This is a genomic window from Streptomyces sp. NPDC016845, from assembly GCF_044332585.1.
GTDB lineage: Bacteria > Actinomycetota > Actinomycetes > Streptomycetales > Streptomycetaceae > Streptomyces.
Genome location: NZ_JBIRPI010000015.1, coordinates 1 through 18,852, shown reverse-complemented (window position 1 = coordinate 18,852; position 18,852 = coordinate 1). Strand labels below are relative to the sequence as shown.

At 71.1% G+C, this 18,852-nt stretch carries 18 protein-coding genes and 3 pseudogenes; 11 read left to right on the top strand and 10 right to left on the bottom strand.

The window, feature by feature from the left end:
• Positions 1 to 21 precede the first annotated feature (21 nt).
• The 4 genes from ACH4RC_RS28725 to ACH4RC_RS28710 are packed head-to-tail and all read left to right on the top strand — an operon-like array spanning position 22 to position 5,364.
• Positions 22 to 1,740 carry an ABC transporter substrate-binding protein gene (locus ACH4RC_RS28725; protein WP_398206055.1) on the top strand — a complete coding sequence of 573 codons (1,719 nt, stop codon included), beginning with the start codon at positions 22 to 24 and terminating at the stop codon, positions 1,738 to 1,740.
• A gap of 2 nt (positions 1,741 to 1,742) precedes the next feature.
• Positions 1,743 to 2,792 (top strand): ABC transporter permease, encoded by a 1,050-nt coding sequence (locus ACH4RC_RS28720; RefSeq protein ID WP_398206054.1) that lies wholly within the window; start codon positions 1,743 to 1,745, stop codon positions 2,790 to 2,792.
• Complete coding sequence (locus tag ACH4RC_RS28715; RefSeq protein ID WP_398206053.1) at positions 2,789 to 3,778, top strand: ABC transporter permease; 990 nt, start codon at positions 2,789 to 2,791, stop codon at positions 3,776 to 3,778. Before ACH4RC_RS28720 ends, ACH4RC_RS28715 begins: the two co-directional genes overlap by 4 nt.
• Entirely contained in the window at positions 3,775 to 5,364 is a 1,590-nt protein-coding gene (locus ACH4RC_RS28710; RefSeq protein ID WP_398206051.1) for a dipeptide ABC transporter ATP-binding protein, read from the top strand. Before ACH4RC_RS28715 ends, ACH4RC_RS28710 begins: the two co-directional genes overlap by 4 nt.
• A gap of 201 nt (positions 5,365 to 5,565) precedes the next feature.
• On the opposite strand, the gene ACH4RC_RS28705 is transcribed toward ACH4RC_RS28710, so the two are convergent.
• From ACH4RC_RS28705 to ACH4RC_RS28685, 5 genes are all read right to left on the bottom strand, one after another.
• Positions 5,566 to 6,219, bottom strand: coding sequence for a maleylpyruvate isomerase family mycothiol-dependent enzyme (locus ACH4RC_RS28705; RefSeq protein ID WP_398206050.1), 654 nt, complete (start codon positions 6,217 to 6,219; stop codon positions 5,566 to 5,568).
• Positions 6,216 to 6,806: a dihydrofolate reductase family protein gene (locus tag ACH4RC_RS28700; protein WP_398206049.1), complete on the bottom strand. Its 591-nt coding sequence runs from the start codon at positions 6,804 to 6,806 to the stop codon at positions 6,216 to 6,218. The genes ACH4RC_RS28705 and ACH4RC_RS28700 overlap by 4 nt, the downstream gene beginning before the upstream one ends.
• 164 nt (positions 6,807 to 6,970) lie before the next feature.
• The gene (locus tag ACH4RC_RS28695; RefSeq protein WP_398206047.1) at positions 6,971 to 7,873 is read right to left on the bottom strand and encodes a phosphotransferase family protein; all 903 of its coding nucleotides are present in this window, start codon (positions 7,871 to 7,873) and stop codon (positions 6,971 to 6,973) included.
• A 231-nt stretch (positions 7,874 to 8,104) separates the two neighbouring features.
• Positions 8,105 to 9,340 carry a serine/threonine-protein kinase gene (locus tag ACH4RC_RS28690; protein ID WP_398206045.1) on the bottom strand — a complete coding sequence of 412 codons (1,236 nt, stop codon included), beginning with the start codon at positions 9,338 to 9,340 and terminating at the stop codon, positions 8,105 to 8,107.
• A gap of 114 nt (positions 9,341 to 9,454) precedes the next feature.
• Complete coding sequence (locus ACH4RC_RS28685) at positions 9,455 to 9,955, bottom strand: hypothetical protein (protein ID WP_398206044.1); 501 nt, start codon at positions 9,953 to 9,955, stop codon at positions 9,455 to 9,457.
• Between the two features lie 91 nt (positions 9,956 to 10,046).
• On the opposite strand from ACH4RC_RS28685, the pseudogene ACH4RC_RS28680 reads away from it, so the two are divergent.
• Positions 10,047 to 10,229, top strand: a pseudogene (locus tag ACH4RC_RS28680) (GNAT family N-acetyltransferase); the annotation flags it as partial.
• 375 nt (positions 10,230 to 10,604) lie between these two features.
• Here ACH4RC_RS28680 and ACH4RC_RS28675 read toward each other — a convergent pair.
• Positions 10,605 to 11,318 carry a hypothetical protein gene (locus tag ACH4RC_RS28675; RefSeq protein ID WP_398206042.1) on the bottom strand — a complete coding sequence of 238 codons (714 nt, stop codon included), beginning with the start codon at positions 11,316 to 11,318 and terminating at the stop codon, positions 10,605 to 10,607.
• A gap of 90 nt (positions 11,319 to 11,408) precedes the next feature.
• On the opposite strand from ACH4RC_RS28675, the pseudogene ACH4RC_RS28670 reads away from it, so the two are divergent.
• Both ACH4RC_RS28670 and ACH4RC_RS28665 read left to right on the top strand, forming a co-directional pair.
• A pseudogene (locus tag ACH4RC_RS28670) lies at positions 11,409 to 11,551 on the top strand (pyridoxamine 5'-phosphate oxidase family protein); the annotation flags it as partial.
• A 433-nt stretch (positions 11,552 to 11,984) separates the two neighbouring features.
• Positions 11,985 to 12,872, top strand: coding sequence for an alpha/beta fold hydrolase (locus ACH4RC_RS28665; RefSeq protein ID WP_398206040.1), 888 nt, complete (start codon positions 11,985 to 11,987; stop codon positions 12,870 to 12,872).
• Positions 12,873 to 12,955: 83 nt separating this feature from the next.
• Here the strand turns inward: ACH4RC_RS28665 and ACH4RC_RS28660 are convergent, their stop codons facing one another.
• The 4 genes from ACH4RC_RS28660 to ACH4RC_RS28645 all read right to left on the bottom strand — a co-directional run bounded on the left by ACH4RC_RS28660 (position 12,956) and on the right by ACH4RC_RS28645 (position 16,311).
• On the bottom strand, positions 12,956 to 13,630 hold the full coding sequence (locus ACH4RC_RS28660; protein WP_398206038.1) for a (2Fe-2S)-binding protein: 675 nt from the start codon (positions 13,628 to 13,630) through the stop codon (positions 12,956 to 12,958).
• Positions 13,631 to 13,759: 129 nt separating this feature from the next.
• On the bottom strand, positions 13,760 to 14,719 hold the full coding sequence (locus ACH4RC_RS28655; RefSeq protein WP_398206037.1) for a DUF389 domain-containing protein: 960 nt from the start codon (positions 14,717 to 14,719) through the stop codon (positions 13,760 to 13,762).
• A 28-nt stretch (positions 14,720 to 14,747) separates the two neighbouring features.
• Complete coding sequence (locus ACH4RC_RS28650; protein ID WP_398206036.1) at positions 14,748 to 15,449, bottom strand: HAD family hydrolase; 702 nt, start codon at positions 15,447 to 15,449, stop codon at positions 14,748 to 14,750.
• A gap of 187 nt (positions 15,450 to 15,636) precedes the next feature.
• Positions 15,637 to 16,311: a 2-phosphosulfolactate phosphatase gene (locus ACH4RC_RS28645; protein ID WP_398206035.1), complete on the bottom strand. Its 675-nt coding sequence runs from the start codon at positions 16,309 to 16,311 to the stop codon at positions 15,637 to 15,639.
• A 138-nt stretch (positions 16,312 to 16,449) separates the two neighbouring features.
• Here ACH4RC_RS28645 and ACH4RC_RS28640 point away from each other — a divergent pair, with 138 nt between their 5' ends.
• From ACH4RC_RS28640 to ACH4RC_RS28625, 4 genes and pseudogenes are all read left to right on the top strand, one after another.
• Positions 16,450 to 17,667: a Vms1/Ankzf1 family peptidyl-tRNA hydrolase gene (locus tag ACH4RC_RS28640; RefSeq protein WP_398206033.1), complete on the top strand. Its 1,218-nt coding sequence runs from the start codon at positions 16,450 to 16,452 to the stop codon at positions 17,665 to 17,667.
• A gap of 112 nt (positions 17,668 to 17,779) precedes the next feature.
• Positions 17,780 to 18,193, top strand: a complete 414-nt coding sequence (locus ACH4RC_RS28635) for a DUF2795 domain-containing protein (RefSeq protein WP_398206032.1) — start codon at positions 17,780 to 17,782, stop codon at positions 18,191 to 18,193.
• Between the two features lie 76 nt (positions 18,194 to 18,269).
• Complete coding sequence (locus ACH4RC_RS28630; RefSeq protein WP_398206030.1) at positions 18,270 to 18,464, top strand: DUF2795 domain-containing protein; 195 nt, start codon at positions 18,270 to 18,272, stop codon at positions 18,462 to 18,464.
• Between the two features lie 158 nt (positions 18,465 to 18,622).
• Positions 18,623 to 18,852 (top strand): annotated as a pseudogene (locus tag ACH4RC_RS28625) (hypothetical protein); the annotation flags it as partial.

Genomic DNA, 18,852 nt, shown 5'->3' with positions numbered 1-18,852 from the left:
ACTCCGAGAGGTCATGTCCCGATGCGTCAACCGCCCTTCATATCGCGCCGCCTGACCGCGGCGGCAGCCGTACTCGCCGTGGGTGCGGGCGCCGCGGCCTGCGGCCCCCAGGACAGCAAGGACGGTTCCGCCGGCGCCTCGGGCGCCCCGCACAAGGGCGGCACACTCACCGTCCTGAACAGCACCCCGCAGACCGACTTCGACCCCGCCCGGCTCTACACCTCGGGCGGCGGCAACATCCCCTCCCTCGTCTTCCGTACGCTCACCACGCGCAACCGCGAGGACGGCGCCGCCGGCGCCAAGGTCGTCCCCGACCTGGCCACCGACCTCGGCACCCCGACCAAGAACGCCACCGTGTGGACGTACACCCTCAAGGACGGCCTCAAGTACGAGGACGGCACCGAGATCACGAGCGCCGACATCAAGTACGGCATCGAGCGCTCCTTCGCCGCCGAGCTGTCCGGCGGCGCGCCCTACCTGCGGGACTGGCTGGTCGGCGGGGCCGACTACGAGGGCCCGTACAAGGACAAGAAGGGCCTCGACTCGATCGAGACGCCCGACGAGAAGACCATCGTCTTCCACCTGAACAAGCCCGAGGGCGAGTTCCCCTACCTCGCCACCCAGACGCAGACGACGCCGGTGCCCGAGGCCAAGGACGAGGGCACGAAGTACGAGCAACACCCGCTCTCCTCGGGCCCGTACAAGGTCGTGAGGAACGAGGGCGACGGCGAGCGTCTCGTCCTTGAGCGCAACACCCACTGGTCTGCCTCGACGGACGAGGAGCGCAAGGCCTACCCCGACCGGATCGACGTCCGCTCCGGCCTCGACTCCGCCGTCATCAACCAGCGGCTCTCCGCATCGCGCGGCGCCGACGCCGCCGCCGTCACCACCGACACCAACCTCGGCCCGGCCGAACTCGCCAAGGTCAGCGGCGACAAGGACCTCGCCGCCCGGGTCGGCACCGGACACTTCGGTTACACCAACTACATCGCCTTCAACCCGAAGGTGAAGCCGTTCGACAACCCGAAGGTGCGCCAGGCGATCGCCTACGCCGTGGACCGCTCCTCCGTGGTCAACGCGGCGGGCGGCTCCTCGCTCGCCGAGGCCGCCACCACCTTCCTGCCCGACCAGAAGTCCTTCGGCTACACGCCCTACGACCACTTCCCGGCCGGAAAGTCGGGGAACGCGGCCAAGGCCAGGGAGCTGCTGAAGGAGGCCGGTTACGCCAAGGGCCTGACCGTCACCCTCACGCACTCCAACGAGAAGGACTTCGCCACCAGCCCGGAGATCGCCACCTCCGTCCAGGAGGCGCTGAAGAAGGCGGGCATCACCGTCGAGCTCCAGGGCCTGGAGGACAACGACTACTCCGAGACCATCCACGACGTGAAGAGCGAGCCGGGCTTCTTCCTCACCGGCTGGGGCGCCGACTGGCCCTCCGGCGGCCCGTTCTTCGCCCCGGTCTTCGACGGCCGCCAGATCGTCAAGGCCGGGTACAACTTCAACGCGGCCCAGCTGGACGACGCCTCGGTCAACAAGGAGATCGACGAGATCAACAAGCTGACCGACCTGAGCGCCGCCGCGAACCGCTGGGGCGCGCTCGACAAGAAGGTCGGCGAGCAGGCCCTGACGGTGCCGCTGTTCCATCCGGTCTACAAGCGGCTGTACGGCAAGTCCGTCAAGAACATCGTGATCAGTGACTGGACCGGTGTGCTCGACGTCTCGCAGGTCGCGGTCAAGTAGCCATGACTCAGACACTCCTCGCCGAGGAGACGGAGGGGGTAGGGGCCGTGATCGCGGCCCCCGCCCCCGGGGGCCGTACGTTCTGGCGGCGCCTGCGGGCCCGCCGGGCGGCCCTCGTCGCGGGCGCGATCGTCGCCCTCCTCGTCCTCGTCGCCCTCGCGGCATCCCTGCTCACCGCGCTCGAAGGGCAGAACCCCACCACGTACCACCCGACGCTCGTCGACTCGGCGACCGGCGGCGTACCGATCGGCTCGCTCGGCGGGATCAGCGCCGACCACTGGCTCGGTGTCGAGCCCCTCACCGGCCGCGACCTGTTCGCCCGTGTCGTCTACGGCGCCCGTGTCTCGCTCGGCGTCGCGCTCACCGCGACCGTCTTCCAGGTGGCGATCGGTGTCCTCGTCGGGCTCGCGGCCGGTCTCGGCAACCGCTTCGTCGACCAGGCGCTGAGCCGGGTCACCGACGTCATGGTCGCCCTGCCCGTCATGGTCATCGCGCTCGGCGCCCTGGCCGTCGTCCCGGCCTCCTTCCCGCGTCCGGTCCTGATCGCGGTCGTCATCGGCCTGGTCGGCTGGGCCGGTACGTCGAAGATCGTGCGGGCCCAGACCCTCGCGCTCAAATCGCTCGACCACGTCGCCGCCGCCCGGCTGAGCGGCTGGAGCGGGTGGCAGGTCGCCCGGCGCGAGCTGCTTCCGGCCCTGGCCGCGCCCGTCATCACGTACGCGGTGCTGCTCTTCCCCGCCAACATCGTCGTCGAGGCGGCCCTGTCGTTCCTCGGGGTCGGCATCAAACCGCCCACACCGTCCTGGGGACAGATGCTCAGCGACGCCGACACCTGGTACCAGGCGGCCCCCAGCTATCTGCTGATCCCCGCCCTGCTGCTGTTCGTCACCGTCCTCGCGCTGACCGTCCTGGGCGACGGCGTGCGCACCGCGCTCGACCCGCGCGCCGAGTCCCGGCTGCGGATCGGCACCGGACGCGACAAGCGTGCCGAGGAGACGAAGGGCACCAAGAACACCAAGGACACCAAGGACACCAAGGAGGCCAGGGCATGAGGGGGTTCCTGCTCCGGCGCGTCGGCGGGGCGGTCTTCGTCCTCGTCGCGCTCAGCATCGTCGTCTACGCCGCCTTCTACGTGGCTCCCGGCAACGTCGCGCAGATCGCGTGCGGCCCGCGCTGCTCCCCCGCGCAGGTCGCGCAGGTCAGCGAACAACTGCACCTGGGCGACCCGCTGTACGTGCAGTACGCGCACTTCGTCGAGGCGCTCTTCGCCGGACGCGACTACTCGACCGGCACCGGGACCATGCACTGCCAGGCCCCCTGCCTCGGCCTCTCGTACCAGAGCGACCAGCAGGTCACCGGCCTGATCCTGGCCAAGCTACCGGCGACCGCCTCGCTCGTCGTCGGCGCCTTCGTCCTGTGGACCGTGCTCGGTGTCGGCACCGGGGTGCTGTCGGTGTGGCGGCGCGGCCGTGCCACCGAGCGCGTCCTGATGTGGATCACGCTCGCCGGCATGGCCACCCCGGTCTTCGTCATCGGCCTGCTGCTCATCATCCTGCTGGTGACCTGGCTCCAGATCCTGCCGTTCCCGGACTACGTGCCCTTCACCGACGACCCCGAGCAGTGGGCGTGGAACCTGCTGCTGCCCTGGATCTCCCTGGCGCTGATCTCCGCGGCCCCGTACGCCCGGATGACCCGCGCCTCGATGCTCGAGACACTCGCCGAGGACCATGTGCGCACCTTCCGCGCGTACGGGGTCGGCGAGGGGACCCTGGTCGGCCGGCATGCCCTGCGCGGCGCACTGGCGCCGGTCATCGCGCTCGCCGCGCTGGACGTCGGAGCGATGTTCGGCGGCGCCGTCCTGACCGAGTCCCTCTTCGGCATCCCCGGAGTGGGCCGTGAACTCGTCGACGCCGTGAAAACCGTGGACCTTCCGGTCGTCGTCGGCCTGGTACTCACCACCGGCTTCTTCGTCGTCCTCGCCAACACCGTCGCGGACGTCCTGCACGCGATGGCCGACCGACGGGTGGTGCTCGCGTGAGCCTGGTCGAAGTCTCCGGTCTCTCCATCTCGTTCGGCGACGTACGGGCGGTACGGGACCTGTCGTTCTCCCTCGAACCGGGCCGCGCGCTCGGCGTCGTGGGCGAGTCCGGCTCCGGCAAGAGCGCCTCGGCGTACGCACTCCTCGGCCTCCATCGCGGTACGGGCGCCGAGGTCACCGGCTCGGTCGAGGTCGCCGGAACCGACGTGAACGCGGCGGACGACGCCGAGCTGCGGTCGCTGCGCGGCGGCCGGGCCGCGATGGTCTTCCAGGACCCGCTCTCCTCGCTCGACCCGTACTACGCGGTCGGCGACCAGATCGCCCAGGTCTACCGGGTCCACCACCGGGTCTCCCGGCGTGCGGCGCGGGCGCGGGCCGTCGAGGTCCTCGACCGGGTCCGGATCCCCGATGCCGCCCGGCGTGCCCGGTCGCGGCCGCACGAGTTCTCCGGCGGCATGCGGCAGCGCGCGCTGATCGCGATGGCGCTCGCCTGCGAGCCGCAGCTCCTCATCGCCGACGAGCCGACCACCGCCCTGGACGTCACGGTGCAGGCGCAGATCCTGGACCTGCTGCACCAGTTGCGCACCGAGACGGGCATGGGCCTGCTCCTCGTCACGCACGACGTGGCGGTCGCGGCGGAGTCGGTCGACGACGTACTCGTCATGCAGTCGGGCCGGGCGGTGGAACGGGGGCCGGTCGGCGACGTACTGCTCGCTCCGCGCGAGCCCTATACGAAGGCGCTGCTCGCGGCGGTGCCGCGCATCACGGCGGCTGGCCCTCCGGTCACGGCCGCGACCTCGGTGACCGACCCGTCGGAACCGCTCGTCGAAGCCGTCGACCTGGTGCGGGTCTTCGGCAAGGGCGCGTCCGCCCACACCGCCGTCGACGGCGTCTCCGTCGCCGTCCGCCGGGGCGAGACCCTCGGCGTCGTCGGCGAGAGCGGCAGTGGCAAGACCACGCTCGGACGCATGCTCGTCGGGCTGCTCGACCCCACGTCCGGCAGCGTCTCACGGCGGGCGCGCGTGCAGATGGTCTTCCAGGATCCCCAGTCCTCCCTCAACCCGCGCCGCTCCATCGGCGAGTCGGTCGCCGACCCGTTGCGGGCGTCCGGCGAGCGCGACGAGAGCGTCATCCGGTCCCGGGTCGGCGATCTCCTCGAACGCGTCGGCCTCGACCCCGGTCAGTACGACCGGTACCCGCACGAGTTCAGCGGGGGCCAGCGCCAGCGGGTCGGGATCGCGCGCGCCCTGGCCGGGGAGCCGGACCTGATCGTCTGCGACGAGGCGGTCTCCGCGCTCGACGTGACGACGCAGGCCCAGGTGATCGCGCTGCTCGGCCGGTTGCAGCGCGAGCTGGGCCTGGCCCTGGTCTTCATCGCGCACGATCTCGCCGTCGTACGGCAGGTCAGCGACCGGGTCGCCGTCATGCGCGGCGGCCGGATCGTCGAGGAGGGCGAGGTGGAGACGGTGTACGCGGACCCGAAGGACCCGTACACGAAGCGGCTCCTCGCCGCCGTCCCCGCCCTCGATCCCGCGCTGGCGGCGCAACGCCGCACGGAGCGGGCCGAGTTGTCAGCTCCGGTCTGATCCGGGCTGGTTCGGCCTGAGCGGGTCTGTCCTGCCTGACCCGGCCTGAGCAGGTCTGTCCTGCTTGATCCGGGCTGGTTCGGCCTGAACAGGTCTGTCCTGCCTGATCCTGCCTGAGCGGTCTGCGCCTGTCTGAGCAGGTCTGCGCCTGTCCGGCTCTCCGCCACCCCCGTGGGCGGAGAGACGGCACTCCCTGCCCTGTTACGCCGTTTCGCAACGCGCCCGGAGGCGCTCGACGCCGTCGCCCGACAGTTCTTCGCAAGGGGCCGCGCGTCCGGTCATGGCCATCGTCAGAGCCAGGGTGGTCCCGGACACGAGCGCGCCGGACCCCGTAGCGAACGGGCCGTCGGTCGCCACGAGTCGCAGGCCGCCGATGCGTCCCTTGGCGAGGACCACCATGTCCGACCCCTGGTAGTACTCGGCCACCCGCGTGACGACCTCGACCGGGTGGTCGCGACGGATGCCCAGGGGGCGCCGGATGTCCTCCGCGTGCACGATCGTCTCGCCGAGCATGGCCACGACGGGAAGGGGCGGTTTCGTCCGGCTGGGAACGGTCCGCCGGAACCGTTCCAGCGTCTCGGCCGGGGTCGCGCCGAGTTGTTCGGCCAGCCGCATCGCCACCTGCTTGTCGAAGTCGAACCGGCAGCGGACCACCCCCGCCAGCCAGCGCACCGGGTTGAGGCTCGCCCCCGCGGTGAGATGTGCGAGGACCTCGCGCACGGACAGCCCCGCGCACAGTGAGGGGGCCGCCCACTGGTCGTCGCGCAGCTCGGCGAGATCGGCGGCGAGCGCCGCCCGCTCGGCCCGGATCAGGGGCCAGATCTCGGCTTGGGATTCGGCGGCCTGTGTTCTCACGCGGCCTTCTCCTCGGACCGGCGCACCTGGTAGCGCAGATGCGTGACGTCCCGGTCCTCGAGCCGCCGGACGAGGTCGAGCTCGATGTGCTCGCTGCCCAGGTGGTCGAAGAGCCGTCGGCCTTCCCCCAGAAGGACCGGCACCAGATGGATCTCCATCTCGTCCATCTGCCCCGCTCGGAGAAGCGCCTGGGCCGCCCCGGCCCCGTGCACCATCACGGCTCTGTCCCCGGCCGCCGCGCGAGCCTGCCGGGCGCAGTCCTCGACGTCGGTGACGAAGCGCGCGTGGCCGGGCGGCACGTCCTCGTCGTCGATCCGGTGGGTGAGTACGAGGATCGGTACGCCGTCGTGGTGGTCGCCCTGCCAGCGCCCGGCGAGTTCGAAGGTCCGACGGCCGGAGATCACCGCGCCGGTCGCCAGCGCCTCGCGGTAGACCTGGCCGCTCGGGCCGTCGGATCCCCGGTCGTCGAGCCAGTTGAAGAGCCGACCGCCGTCGCGCCCGAGCTCCTGGCCCGGTTCGTCGTCGGGTCCGGCGACATAACCGTCGAGCGACATCGACATGTACAGCCGAATCGGATTGTTGGTCATGGCTTCGCTGCTTTCTCCGGAACACCGGGGTCCATCGGGCGACTCGTCGCAGGGAAGACCCCGGACGAACGGCGAACTCATCGGTGCGCTCACCACCGGCTTCCGGCTACCGGCTACCGGCTACCGGCCATCCGCCGCCCACCACCCGCCATCGGCACCAGCGCTCAGCCCCAAGTGTCCATCAAGGCGGTGACATAGGCGTCCAGCCGTTCCTCCACGGTGCGCGTCGTCAGCTCCGCCCTCCCCGCCTCCCGCCAGACCCGTGACACCTCGCACACCTCCTCCGAGGAGGCCAGCGCGTCCCGGACCAGCCAGTACAGCCGCCGGCTCGCGGCAGCGGCCGGCACCCCGCCGGCCTCCTCGTACGCCTCGGGGAAGCGCAGACCCCACTGCGGACCGTGCAGGAGCGCGAGAGTGACGGCGCAGTGCGCCACATCGAGGTCCGCCGGGCCCCAGGAGGTCGCCGCCCAGTCGACGACGCCGGTGATGCGGGCATCCGCAGGACCGGACGACGGGACGTCGAACAGTACGTTGCCGGGCTGGAAGTCCCGGTGCAGGAAGCGCCCCTCGTAGGGCGGTGCGGGCCTGCGGATCACGTCGGTCGCCGCGGCCCAGGTGCGCGCGTCGGCGCCGCGCGGAGTCACGACGGTGTCGGCGGTCGTCAAGGCCACGTACGGGCGGGGCCGTGCGGCGGGGCGCAAGGCGTGGATCGCCACGAGTTGCCGGGCCAGCAGCGCGACACGCCGCTCCACTCCCTCGTCGTCGAGCACCGTCCGCCCCGGCAGATGTGTCATGAGGAGCGACGGGTACTCACAGTGCGCCGCGGTCGGATCGACCGCGATCAGCTCAGGGGCCGGTACCCCGGTCCCCGGCAGGAGGGCGAGGGCGGAAGCCTCCCTGCCGAGCCAGTCCTCGGCGTTCTCCTCGTCGACGAAGGTCCGCAACACCAGGACACGGGTGCCGCCGTCCCGATGCCTGACGGTCAGCCGCCGCATCTCAGCGGTGAGACCACCATGCAACGGCTCGGCTCCGACGACCCGTTCACCGGCCCCCAACTGCCGGCTCACCCACACATGTGTCAACGACCGGACACCCGCCACTCCATCACGCTCGATCACCGTGCCAGGCCATCATCCGGGCACCGGTGTGCGCAAAGGTTTTTCGCGGGTCAGGCCGTCATGCCGCCTGCGCGTCGGCGGCACGCCCCCCAGCCGAGTACGCGGGCAGTGCCGGGCCCGGCGCTGCGGTGCTCACCGGTGCTGGTGCTCACCGGTGCTGGTGCTCACCGGTGCCGGTGCTCACCGGTGCCGGAGGTGACGCTCGAGCAGCTCCTCCAACGCGTCGATCCATTCCTCGAGCCGCTCGGCCTGACGAGTCTTCACCTGGCACGCGTAGCGCTCGCCGTTCGTTGTTGCGACGGTCACGGTCAGTCCGTAACCGAAGGTGCGGATGGCTTGGTCGTAGAGGACCTGGGTGATGAACGGCCAGGGCAGATCGATCGTGGTCCCGTCCATGCCGAGGGAGATGCCGCGGCTGTCGCCCACGATTCCGTTCTTGCGGTCCGTGGCCAGGAACGCGGCCTCTTCCCGCTGCCCAGGTGTCGCCGGTGAGAGGGCGGTCGGGGAGTAGGAGGGAGGCGGAGGGGCGACGGGTCGGCCGGGGGAGGTCGTGGTCGGGGCGTCGTGGGGCGGGAGCGGCGGTCGAACGTCGGGCGCTGTGGCAGGGGTGACGGTCGGCACTGGTGTGGCCAGTGCCTCCAGCACCTGCTCCGGCGTGGGGCGCTGTGCCGGACTCTTGGCCAGACAGGTCTCCACGACCGGTCGCAGAGCCACCGGAACGGCGCTGATGTCGGCGTCATGGTGAACGGTGCGGTACATCAACGCCATCGGGGTGCCCCCTCCGAAGGCGCTGCCCCCGGCCGCGGCCACGAGGACGGCGCCAAGGGCGAACACATCGGCCGCACCGGTCACTTCAAGACCTTCGGCCTGCTCCGGGGCGAGGAACCCGGGGGTGCCGATGCCGGTACCGGTCGTGGTGAGGCGGGAGTGCTCGACGGCGCGTGCGATGCCGAAGTCGAGTACGCGGGGTCCGTCGGTGGCCATGATGATGTTGCCGGGCTTCAGATCACGGTGTACAAGGCCGCACCCGTGAATGGCCTGCAGCGCCTCGGCGAGCGCGGCGCCGAGACCGCGGAGCCGGGCCTCGTCCATCGGCCCCTGTTCGGTGAGCAGACCAGCCAGAGTGGGGCCGGCGATATAGGCAGTGGCCAGCCAGGGCCGCTCCGCGGCCGGATCGGCGTCCACCACCGGCGCCGTGTGGAAACCTCCCACCCGCCGGGCGGCTTCCACCTCGGCGCGGAACCGTTCCCTGAAGGCGGCGTCCCGTGCCAGTTCGGCGTGTGCCACCTTGACGGCAACCGGCCGACCACCGCGGGACCGGGCCAGGTACACAGCGCCCATCCCACCCTCGCCGAGCGCCCGCTCCACGACGTACGGCCCCACCTGCATACCGGCACCCGGCTGCGACCCGTCCATGCCCATGCCCCCTCCCACCAGCGCATTCTGCGCAGGAACACGATACGTGGCGGGCGAGAAAACCTGTCCTGACCACCCGAAAGGGGACCACCTTTGGGCATCCGCAGGGCAGAATCACCGCATGACAAAACTGCCGGTACGGTCGGTCCGTCGCCCCTCCTCTGGTTCAGTGCTGTCCTTGTGGTCGCAGGACTCCGTGTTGTCGATCGGGTCAGCGGGTTCGGTGCTGTCCGTGGGCTCCGTCGGCTCGGCGCTTTCGATCGGCTCGATCGGAAGCGCCCTGTCGGTGGGCTCGATCGGCTCCGCGCTGTCCCTGATCTCGACCGGATCGTGGCTGAGCACGGGGTCGTTGTTCTCGGCGCACTCCCGGTGGTCGGTGATGTCCTGGAACTCCTCCCACAAGGCCTTGGCCGTTGGAGGAGCCGTGGGGGCGGGAACCGCGGGGCTCCTGCTCCTGGCCCAGTCACTGCACACCACGAGTCGACGCAGCTGACGGTCGGGCCCGGCGGCCGAGCCCATCGCCGCCTGCATGGTCGAGGCAGTCCCCTCCGAGACGTCGGATGCCGGGCGTCGGGCGTCGGCGTCGGGCGTCATCAAGGTGTCGGGCGTCGGCATGCCCTGTGCCTCCGACATCGACGCCCATCGAGGACAACCGGCGGATGATCGAGGATCAGCGCGCCGCGTCGGCACGCACCGGCATCGCACGGTAGGCCGGTCTTCCCTCGACGAACCGGAGATCGCCTACGAAGGAACTGTTCCGGCACGTGCACGGGCAGGGCCACGCCACCGAGGCGGCATCCGCGGTACTCGAAGCGGCGAGCGCGACGGGCGGAAGCGCCTCTGGTCGACGGTGCGCCCCTGGAACGCGCCATCGCTGCGCGTCCTCGAAAGCTCGGCCCGGCGGAGCATGCGGCGCGGGTGTTCGTAGGCGGCGAGGTCGTCGTCGTGCGGCTGAGCGGCGAAGCAGAGGGCGGCGCGACCCGCGAGGACCGGACTGGCTCCGAACGTGTCGATGGCGGGGGCGGTGACGGCGAGGTCGATCGGGGCGAGGCCGTAGGAGAGGAGGAAGTAGTCCAGGGAGGACGCCCGCCGTGGCGGCCATGGTGCCGAGCACACGCACGTTCTCCGCCGCGCCTGCGGGGAGGACGGCCGACCGCCCGAGCGAAAGCCCGCGCCCGTGAAAGGGCCCGCGCCCGTGAAGGGGCCCGCTCCGCAGACCGCGTCGAGCGCGTGCTGGTCCGCTCCGAGCCGCGGCAGCCGGTCCTCAGCAGGGGCGACCCGGACCGCCGTCAGGCAACGCCTCGTCTCCGGTCGCCTTCTCCCACGCCCGCCACACCGCGGAAGGGATACGTCCGCGCAGGGGCACGGTGAAGCCGTTGGCCCGGCCCCAGGCGCGGATGGCCGCCGAGTCGAGGGGCGGTGTCACCGTCGGCATCGGTGGATACCACTGGTCCGGATCCGAGGGTTCGAACCCGGTGCCGCCTTTCAGGAGATCCGCCGGGAACTGCGGGACCGCCGTCTCTCCGCCCAGGACGGCGACCAGGAACTCCGTCAGGCTGCCTGGGAAGTGGAACCAGCGGGGCCCGCGCGCTTCGTTGACGACGATCGTCCAGGCATCCGGTCGCCCCTGCGGAGCCGTCGCCCAGAACAGGTGCTCACCGTTGTCCGTGGCGCCGCAGGGCAGCAGGAGCGCTGCGTCAACGGGAGCCGGATAGATGCCGCGAGCCTGATCGGACTCCATCTGCTGACGGATCCGGTCACTGGCCGAGCCCACGAGGTTGACGTGAACGGATGTGTGCCGAGGGTCGTAGACCCAGAGGTAGCCGGCGAAGCAGCCGGGGTCGTATGTGGCGGTGAGTTGTTTGTAGTCGCCGGGAAGAGGGGTGCCCAGCGCGGACTCCACGCGCGCCCAGTCCACCGGCTGCCGGCGTGCTGCCGGTGGGGGACAGAGTTCCGTGAGGCGATCGAGAGGGCTCATTCGTTCTCGTTCCTTGGGCGGACTCGCCGTACCTGGTACCTGGTACCTGCGGTCCTGGGTCGCGGGACGGTGGTGAAGTGACCGGCCGCAATGGAGGATTGTGGAGTGGAAGCCTCTGGTCTCGATGTGGACGCCTTCCTGCAGCAGCCGCTCACCGCCCGGATCGCGACGAGCGGGCCGACAGTGGGCCGACAGTGCGGCCCGTCTGGTTCCTCTGGGAAGAGGGGGCCTTCTGAATTCTGACAGGACCTTGGACCCGGTTGTTCGGTCGTGCCCTGCGCGTCCGCCTCCAGGTTCGCGCGAAGCGTCGCCAAGGTGTCGCCCAAGCGCTCCACATCGTCCGCGCGGACCTCTTCGGACAGCGTGACAAGGGTGATCTCCACCACCGGCCGGGCGGCCATGAGCGTCTTCTCGGCCGAGTCCTTCCGCCCCGGCCACTCCCCACCGGGCCGGACTCTGACCGCTACGGCTCAGACTCGCCGCCACCAGCGGGCCCGACGGTGCAGCGGGAGGACGGCCGGGTCCGTTCGGGCGCGGGAAGGACACGGACCCCAGGTCGCCGTCCCGCACGATGCCCGCACCGGTCTCATCGCAGGACGACTCGATCCCCAGCACCACTGGTCCGGTTGAGTGACACACCGCCCCCGCACCGGTAGCTTCTGCTCGGTGGATCTCACGGAGACGCACGGGCACGGGGCCATGACCGACGGCGCCCGCATTCACTGGGTTCGACTGGACGGTGACTCGCCTCGGCAGGAGGACGGCGCGCCCGCCGTGGTCCTGCTCCACGGCGGCCCCGGCCTCCCGGACTACCTGGACGACGTCGCCGCCATGTCGGCGGACCTCGCGCCGGTGTACCGCTACGACCAACGGGGCACGGGCAGATCCCCCTGGCAGGGCCGCCACACCCGCAAGCGACATGTCGACGACCTCGCCGAGCTGCTCGACATCTGGGGTGTGCCCGCGGCCGTGCTCATCGGCCACTCCTACGGCACCGACCTCGCCGCCCGCTTCTGCGTCGCCCACTCCGACCGGGTGGCCGCGATGCTTCTGCTGTGCGGACCCTTCGTCGGCGACTGGCGCACGGCCGACCGGGCGGAACGGGCCCGGCGGATGACGCCGGAGCAGCAGGAACGGCTTCGCGAGCTGGAAAACCTGATCGGCCGCACGGAGGAGCAGGAGACCGAGTTGCTCACCCTCTCCTGGTTCACCGATCACGCCGATCCCGAACGCGCCTGGGAGTGGGCCGCACTGGACGCCCTGCGCCGGCGTCCCGTCAATTGGACGATGAACCGTGAACTCGGCGCGGAAGGACGTAGCGACCCGCTCGGGCAGCACCTCGACGAACTGGCCGCGCGTCTGCCCCGCCAGACGGAGATCCTCGGCGGCACCGACGACCCCCGCCCGCTGTCCGCCCTCGCCTCGCTCGCCTCACGCCTCGGTGTTCCGCTGACGCGCATCGACGACGCGGGACACGAACCGTGGCTCGAGCGTCCCGCGGAGACCAGGGCCCATGTGCGGCGGTTCGTCCGTGCCGCGGTCGACCGGCAGTGACACACCGCAGGTGTCCGTCCGGTCCCGGACGGACGTGCGGCGACACCGCGCGGGTCTTGACGGCCTCAACGGTCCCAGTGGTCTCACAGACAGCAGTCGCCGCACTTTCCGCCGCCGGGTGCGCGGTAGTAGAGGCAGCAACTGCGTCGCCGGAAGGTCAGTTCCGGGCCGGTGACATCGCCCGTGGCCACGAGGCGTCCGGTGCCGAGCAAGGCGTGGGTCAGCCGGGTCAGCGCCGGGCCCGTGTCGGGGCGCGCTCGCAGCAGCACGGCCGCGGAGCCGACCAGCGCGGAGGCGACGTTCCCGTCCAGAAGCCGGGGCGCGACCTTCACGTCGAACGTGCTTTCCAGCCCCGCGAGCGGGCCGGCCACCTGCTCGTACACCGCCTGGGCCGGGTCGGGCAGCCGGTCGACCGGTCGCCCTGTGGCAGAACCTCGTAGCCGGATCGCCGAACTGCCGTCCGCCCACTCCAGGTTGTTCAGGTCGGGCACGATGCCGTGCACGACCGTGCAGGCCAGCAACGGTGACCACAGCCGTGCCGCGAGTCCCAGGTGTGCGACGGACCATCCGATACGTTTCTCGCTCGTCCCGTACCGGCGATTCACCTCGTGAGCCCGCGCGGCGAAGCCGTCCGCGAACGCCGCCGTCCCCGTGCGGACGCCGCCCCCGGCGGGCAGGACGAAGAATCCGCCCAGGCCGGCGACGTCCCGGAGTACGTCATCCACCGGGACGTAGGCCGGCTCCGCCCACTCCCCCATCCTTGGCACCCTTACCAACCCCTCCCTACGGACGACAGGCGACAGGCGACAGGCGACAGGCCACAGGCCACAGGCGACCGCGCTGAGAACACGTATGCGCACCCTCTTACTTGCGACGTGCGTCCGGGCTCAGCCCCGGCCGCTCCGACCGCCGCGCTCGGCGGCCCGTGTGCGTTGCCTGCCCCACAAATACTTCTGGACGAGGAGGGTGAGCGTGCCGGCCAGGACGATGCCGAGAAGGTTCAGCAGGAGTTGTTTCGTGGAGCCCCACGTCTGGGCCATGTCGCCGTAGCTGAGGGCGACCGCGGCGTTCGCCGCCGCGGGCACGGTCGTCACCGAGATGGCCACCCCCACCAGGGCGCCCGACTTCGCCGACGTGAGGGAGAGCATGCCGGCGGCGCCCGCGAGCACCGCGACCACGAACGAGAACCAGTCCGGCGCGTAGACGAAACCGGTGTTGGGGCGCTCCGCCTCCAACTGCCCCTCGGTGAACAGGCCCACCGCGTCCATGAAGGCGCTGAAACCCACCGTCAGCACCATCGCCGCCGCGAACCCGACGAGCAGCGCGATCAGCGAGCGCAGGGCGAGGCGCGGAGCGCGCTGGACCAGGGCCGTGCAGACGCCCGCGAGCGGGCCGAACTCCGGTCCGACGGCCATGGCGCCCACGATCAGGATGGCGTTGTCGAGGACGACGCCGCAGGCCGCGATCATCGTGGCGATGACGAGGAACGCCATGTAGGTGACGGTGAGCGTCGACTCCTCGTGTGTGGTGTCCTCCAGGTGTTCCCACAGCACGGCGTCCGCGCCCTCGCCGGGCGCCGCCTCCTCCGCCTCCTCCGCGCGGTGTGAGAGGGACAGGTCGATGTTCTCGACGGCGATCGATCCCGCCCGGTCGAGCCCCAGCTTCCGCAGGCCGTCGATGAGTTCGTCCCCGGCCTCCCGGGCGACGTCGCACATCACGACGTCCCCGGCCGGGTCCCGTGCAGCCTTCGGCAGGAGTACCAGGTGTGCGGTGCCGACCGTGTTCTCGATCAGACGCACCGCGGCGTCCGTGGTGTCGGCCGGGGTGATCAGGCGCAGATGCAGCATCCGGGTACGGTAACCGGCCCTGCCACGGTCATCGCTCGTCGGCGTCGACCCGCATTGACCCCGAGGCGGTCCGGGACAGCTGGTCGGGGAGGGCGGTGAGGCGTTCTATGCGGAGTACCGTCTCGTCCGCCGCCGGGGACGGTCCGCCGGTGACGAAGTCGATGCCGCGGTCCAGCCAGATGCCGGTCAGCCCGGCGAGGGTGGCTGCCCGCACGTCGCTGCTGAGCATGTCGCCCACGTTGACGGCGTGCGCGGGCTCCGTCCGCATCCACCGGCACGCGGCCGCGTAAGCGGCGGGCTTGGCCGCACCCAGCTCGGTCGGGGTCAGCACGGCGTCGAAGTACGCGAGGAGGCCGAACCGGGCGAGCTTGGCGCGCTGTTGCGCAGGATCCCCGTTGGTGAGAACGGCGAGCCGAGGAGCTCCGGGAAGCTGTGTCAGGGCCTCCAGGCAGGGCTGGACATCGGGATAGCACCGCCAGGACTCCGCGAACGGCGTCAGGTAGCGCTCGGCGATCCAGTCGTCCAGAAGGCCGGCCAGGTACTCCCGCATGTGCCGCGCCTCCAGCGCCCACCACGACGCCAGCAACTCCTCCCGCCGAGCCGTCGCGTTCGGCGCGGCCTCGATGACGCGGCCGATCGTCTCCCAGACCGCGCTTCGGTGATCGACCAGGGTCCCGTCCAGATCGAAGAAGATCACACCCACATCCACATCCACATCCACATCCACCATGCGCTGATCATCTCGTGGTGCCTGACACCGGCGCCAATATCGGGGAGGCTGAGGGCATGCTGCTGCCGCTGTCCCACGGGAAGACCGAGTTCAACGACGCCGGCCCTTCGACGCGGGAAGCCCGGCCGCCCTTGACCTGCTGCACCTCTTCCGGTCCTGCGTGACGGACTGAGGTACGGGCCGACAGTCAGGCCCGGCGCGGCCTCAGCACCGCCAGTCCTTCCTCGAGCCCGACCTCCATGGCGAAGTCGAACCGGTCCAGCTCCAGGCAGAGCTCCACATCAGCGGGGTCCGCACCGAGGCGCCGCCCGTCGCGCAGGTCGTCCGCGGCCGGGGATGTCCGGGCGCGGTGCAGATAGGGGCCGGGGTCGGGCCGGTCCCCGGCCACCAGACGGTGCAGGTACTCGGCGCAGGCCAGATCCTCGGCGGCACGGCCGTCCTCGCCGGTGGCCACGAACGTGACGGAGCCGGCCCCGGCCTGCGCCAGGGCCCGGGCCGTCGCACCGGCCACGACGAAGCTCGCGCACAGCGCCACCTTCGCCTCGACCACGGCCAGGGCCCCGACCGTCCCCGCGGTGGTCTTCTGGATCACGGTGCGACCGGCCAGATCAGCCCCCTGGATGAGGGCGGGAGAGTTGACCAGGTCGAATCCGCTGACCCGTGCGCCGTCCTTCAGCGCGAGCCAGCCCGGGTGAGCCGCCTTGAGCGCCAGCGCCTCACCCTCGTCGGCGGCAAGAACGATCTTCTCCGCCCCGCGGTGGAACACCCACGGGGCGGTGGTGAACGCCCGCATCACATCGATCACGACGGCCACCTGCTCGGCACCGTCCACCTCGGGTATCCCGACCACTCGCGCATCCATGCCGAGATCGTCGCAGCGACCTGCGTCGACGCGCATCCCGCGACGAAAAAGTTCTGGATGATTTCCTCGCAGCTCCTCGGGTACCCAGGCCCCGTACAAGGATGAAACAGGGTGAACCGGGATGATTGAGGAGGAAGCATGCATTTGTCATTTCTGGGGCCGCTCTTCGACCGCTCAGGTCCATGGGCCACGGTCTACTTCGGCCTCGGTCAGAACGACGAGTCGGGGGCGAAGCGGCGGGAGCTTTCCGTCCGGGAGGTCTGCCGGACCTTGGCGGAGCAGGGCGCCGACCAGGCGACCGTCAAGGCGGTCGGCGAGGCCCTGACCGGCACGTCTGTCGCGGAATACCCGGCGGGCCGGGCCCTCTTCGCCGCCGACGGCGAGGTGGTGCTCACCCACCGCCTCTCCCGCGCCCCACAGGGCCAGCTCGCCTCCTGGGCCCCGCTGCCCCGGCTGATGCCGCTGGTCGAGCTGTCCGGGCAGGACCCCGTCTGTCTCGTGGCGTACGTGGACCGCACCGGCGCGGACTTCGAACGCCGCGGCCCCGGCGGACCGCGGGACATCGGAGGGGTCGAGGGCCGGCAGTGGCCTGTCCACCGCACCGCGACGTCGGACTGGTCCGAGCGGCACTTCCAGCTGAAGGTGGAGAACACCTGGGAGCAGAACGCCGCCGAGATCGCCGACGCGCTGGCCACGGCGTACGAGGAGTCCGGCGCCGAGCTCGTGGTGCTGGTCGGCGATCCGCGCGAGCGGCCCTCGGTGCACGAGAAGCTGCCCGAGGCCGTCCGCGAGGTCACGGTGGAGACCGAGCACGGCGGACGTGCCGCGGGCTCCGACTCCTCAGCTCTGGAAGAGGCCATCGAACGCGCCCGCGGCGAGTACACGGGCCGCCGCGTCGAAGAGGCCCTGGACCGCTTCCGGGCCGGCCGGTCGAGCAAGGACGACCGGCCTGAGGGCGCGGTCGAGGGCGTCCCGGCCGTCGTGGAGGCCGCCCGCGAGCACCGTATCGACACCTTGCTGCTGCGCCCCGACGGCCCCGACCTGGGCCGGGAGACCTGGGTGGGCCCCGGCCCCGACCAAGTGGCGGTCAGCCGCGGCGATGCGCACACTTTGGGGGAGAGCGACCCGTACTCGGTACGCGCGGACGATGCCCTGCTGCGCTCGGCCGCCGCCACCGGAGCGGACGTCCTCGTGCTCCCCCTGCCCAGTGACGGCAAGCCTTCCCTGTCCGACTTGTCCGACGACACGGGCCAGGAGGGCTCGGACGGCACGGACCGGCCGGGAGGCCCGCCGGGCGCGGTCGTCACCGACATCCCGGCCGGCGGTATCGGCGCGCTGCTGCGCTGGACTTACTAGTTCGCCCGCTGAGTTCGCCCCGGACCCCTCCCGCGCCGCGACCCGACGCGACAGACGCGATAGACGCATCCGACGCAATAGCAAGCACTCGCACGAACCGAGGTGTGCACACATGGAGCGAGGCAGCAACCAGGTCGGTCCCCGCAAGGACGACGAGATGAAGCACGAACTGGAGGGCTATCTCCGGTCCGGTCAGCACACACACGTGGAGGAGGGCAACGACCCCGAGCCTCCGGCGGACGACGACATCCGCGTGGACCCCGGCGGGCCGGTCCCTCCACCCGGCGGTGAACGCGACCAAGCGCTCGCGGAGGCCGACACGGAGTCTCTGCGCCTGGAACTGGCGCGCCACCTCGAACGTGCCACCTTCCCGGCCGACCGGCAGACGGTACTGGACGCCCTCCAGGCCAACCACGCCCCGGACACCGTGCTGGAGGCGGCGCGGAGCATGCCGGACGGGGCCACGTACGCGAACGTCACCGAGATCGTCGCCGCCGTCGCAGACGCCCGTCCCCGGCAGCGGTGAGCAACAACCAGAACGCACCGACAAGCACAGCAAGCAAGGGCAAGCAAGGGCAACCAACGACCACAAGGAGAGCACCATGGCGGACCTGAGCCCCATCGACCTGCAGAAGGCGCTCAAAGGCGCCGAGTACCCCACCAGCAAGGACGAACTGGTGTCGCTGGCCCAGAAGAACGGCGCCAACGACTCCGTCGTCTCGAAGCTCGACGGAGTTTCGCCGGACCACTTCGACGGGCCGGACGAAGTCCAGAAAGCGGTGTTCAAGAACGCGTAGCGAGGTCCGGCACGGAGGCGCCTGCCGGGGCGAGGCCCCGGCAGGCGCCTCACGCGCGTAAGAGCCCTCCACCGAATGGAGCAAGTCGAACAGCGCGCGGGCGCGGTGCCTGGTCATGGTGGGGGTGTCCCCCGCCGTCCGGAACGGAGAACCCGCACATGGGCGAGTACGAAGGTGCGGCCGAGCCGTGTGCCGAAGTCGACTTCCGGTCGGCGGACGCCTCCGACGTGCCGCGCGTCGTCTCGCTCCTGTCGGAGGCGTTCGCCGAGGACCCCTGGGCCGAGTGTCTGTTCCCCGACCCCGTACGGCGGCGCGACCTGCTGCCCGCCTACTTCGAGGTCACCGTCCAGGACCTGCTGACCCGCGGCGAGATCTACCTGACCCGGGA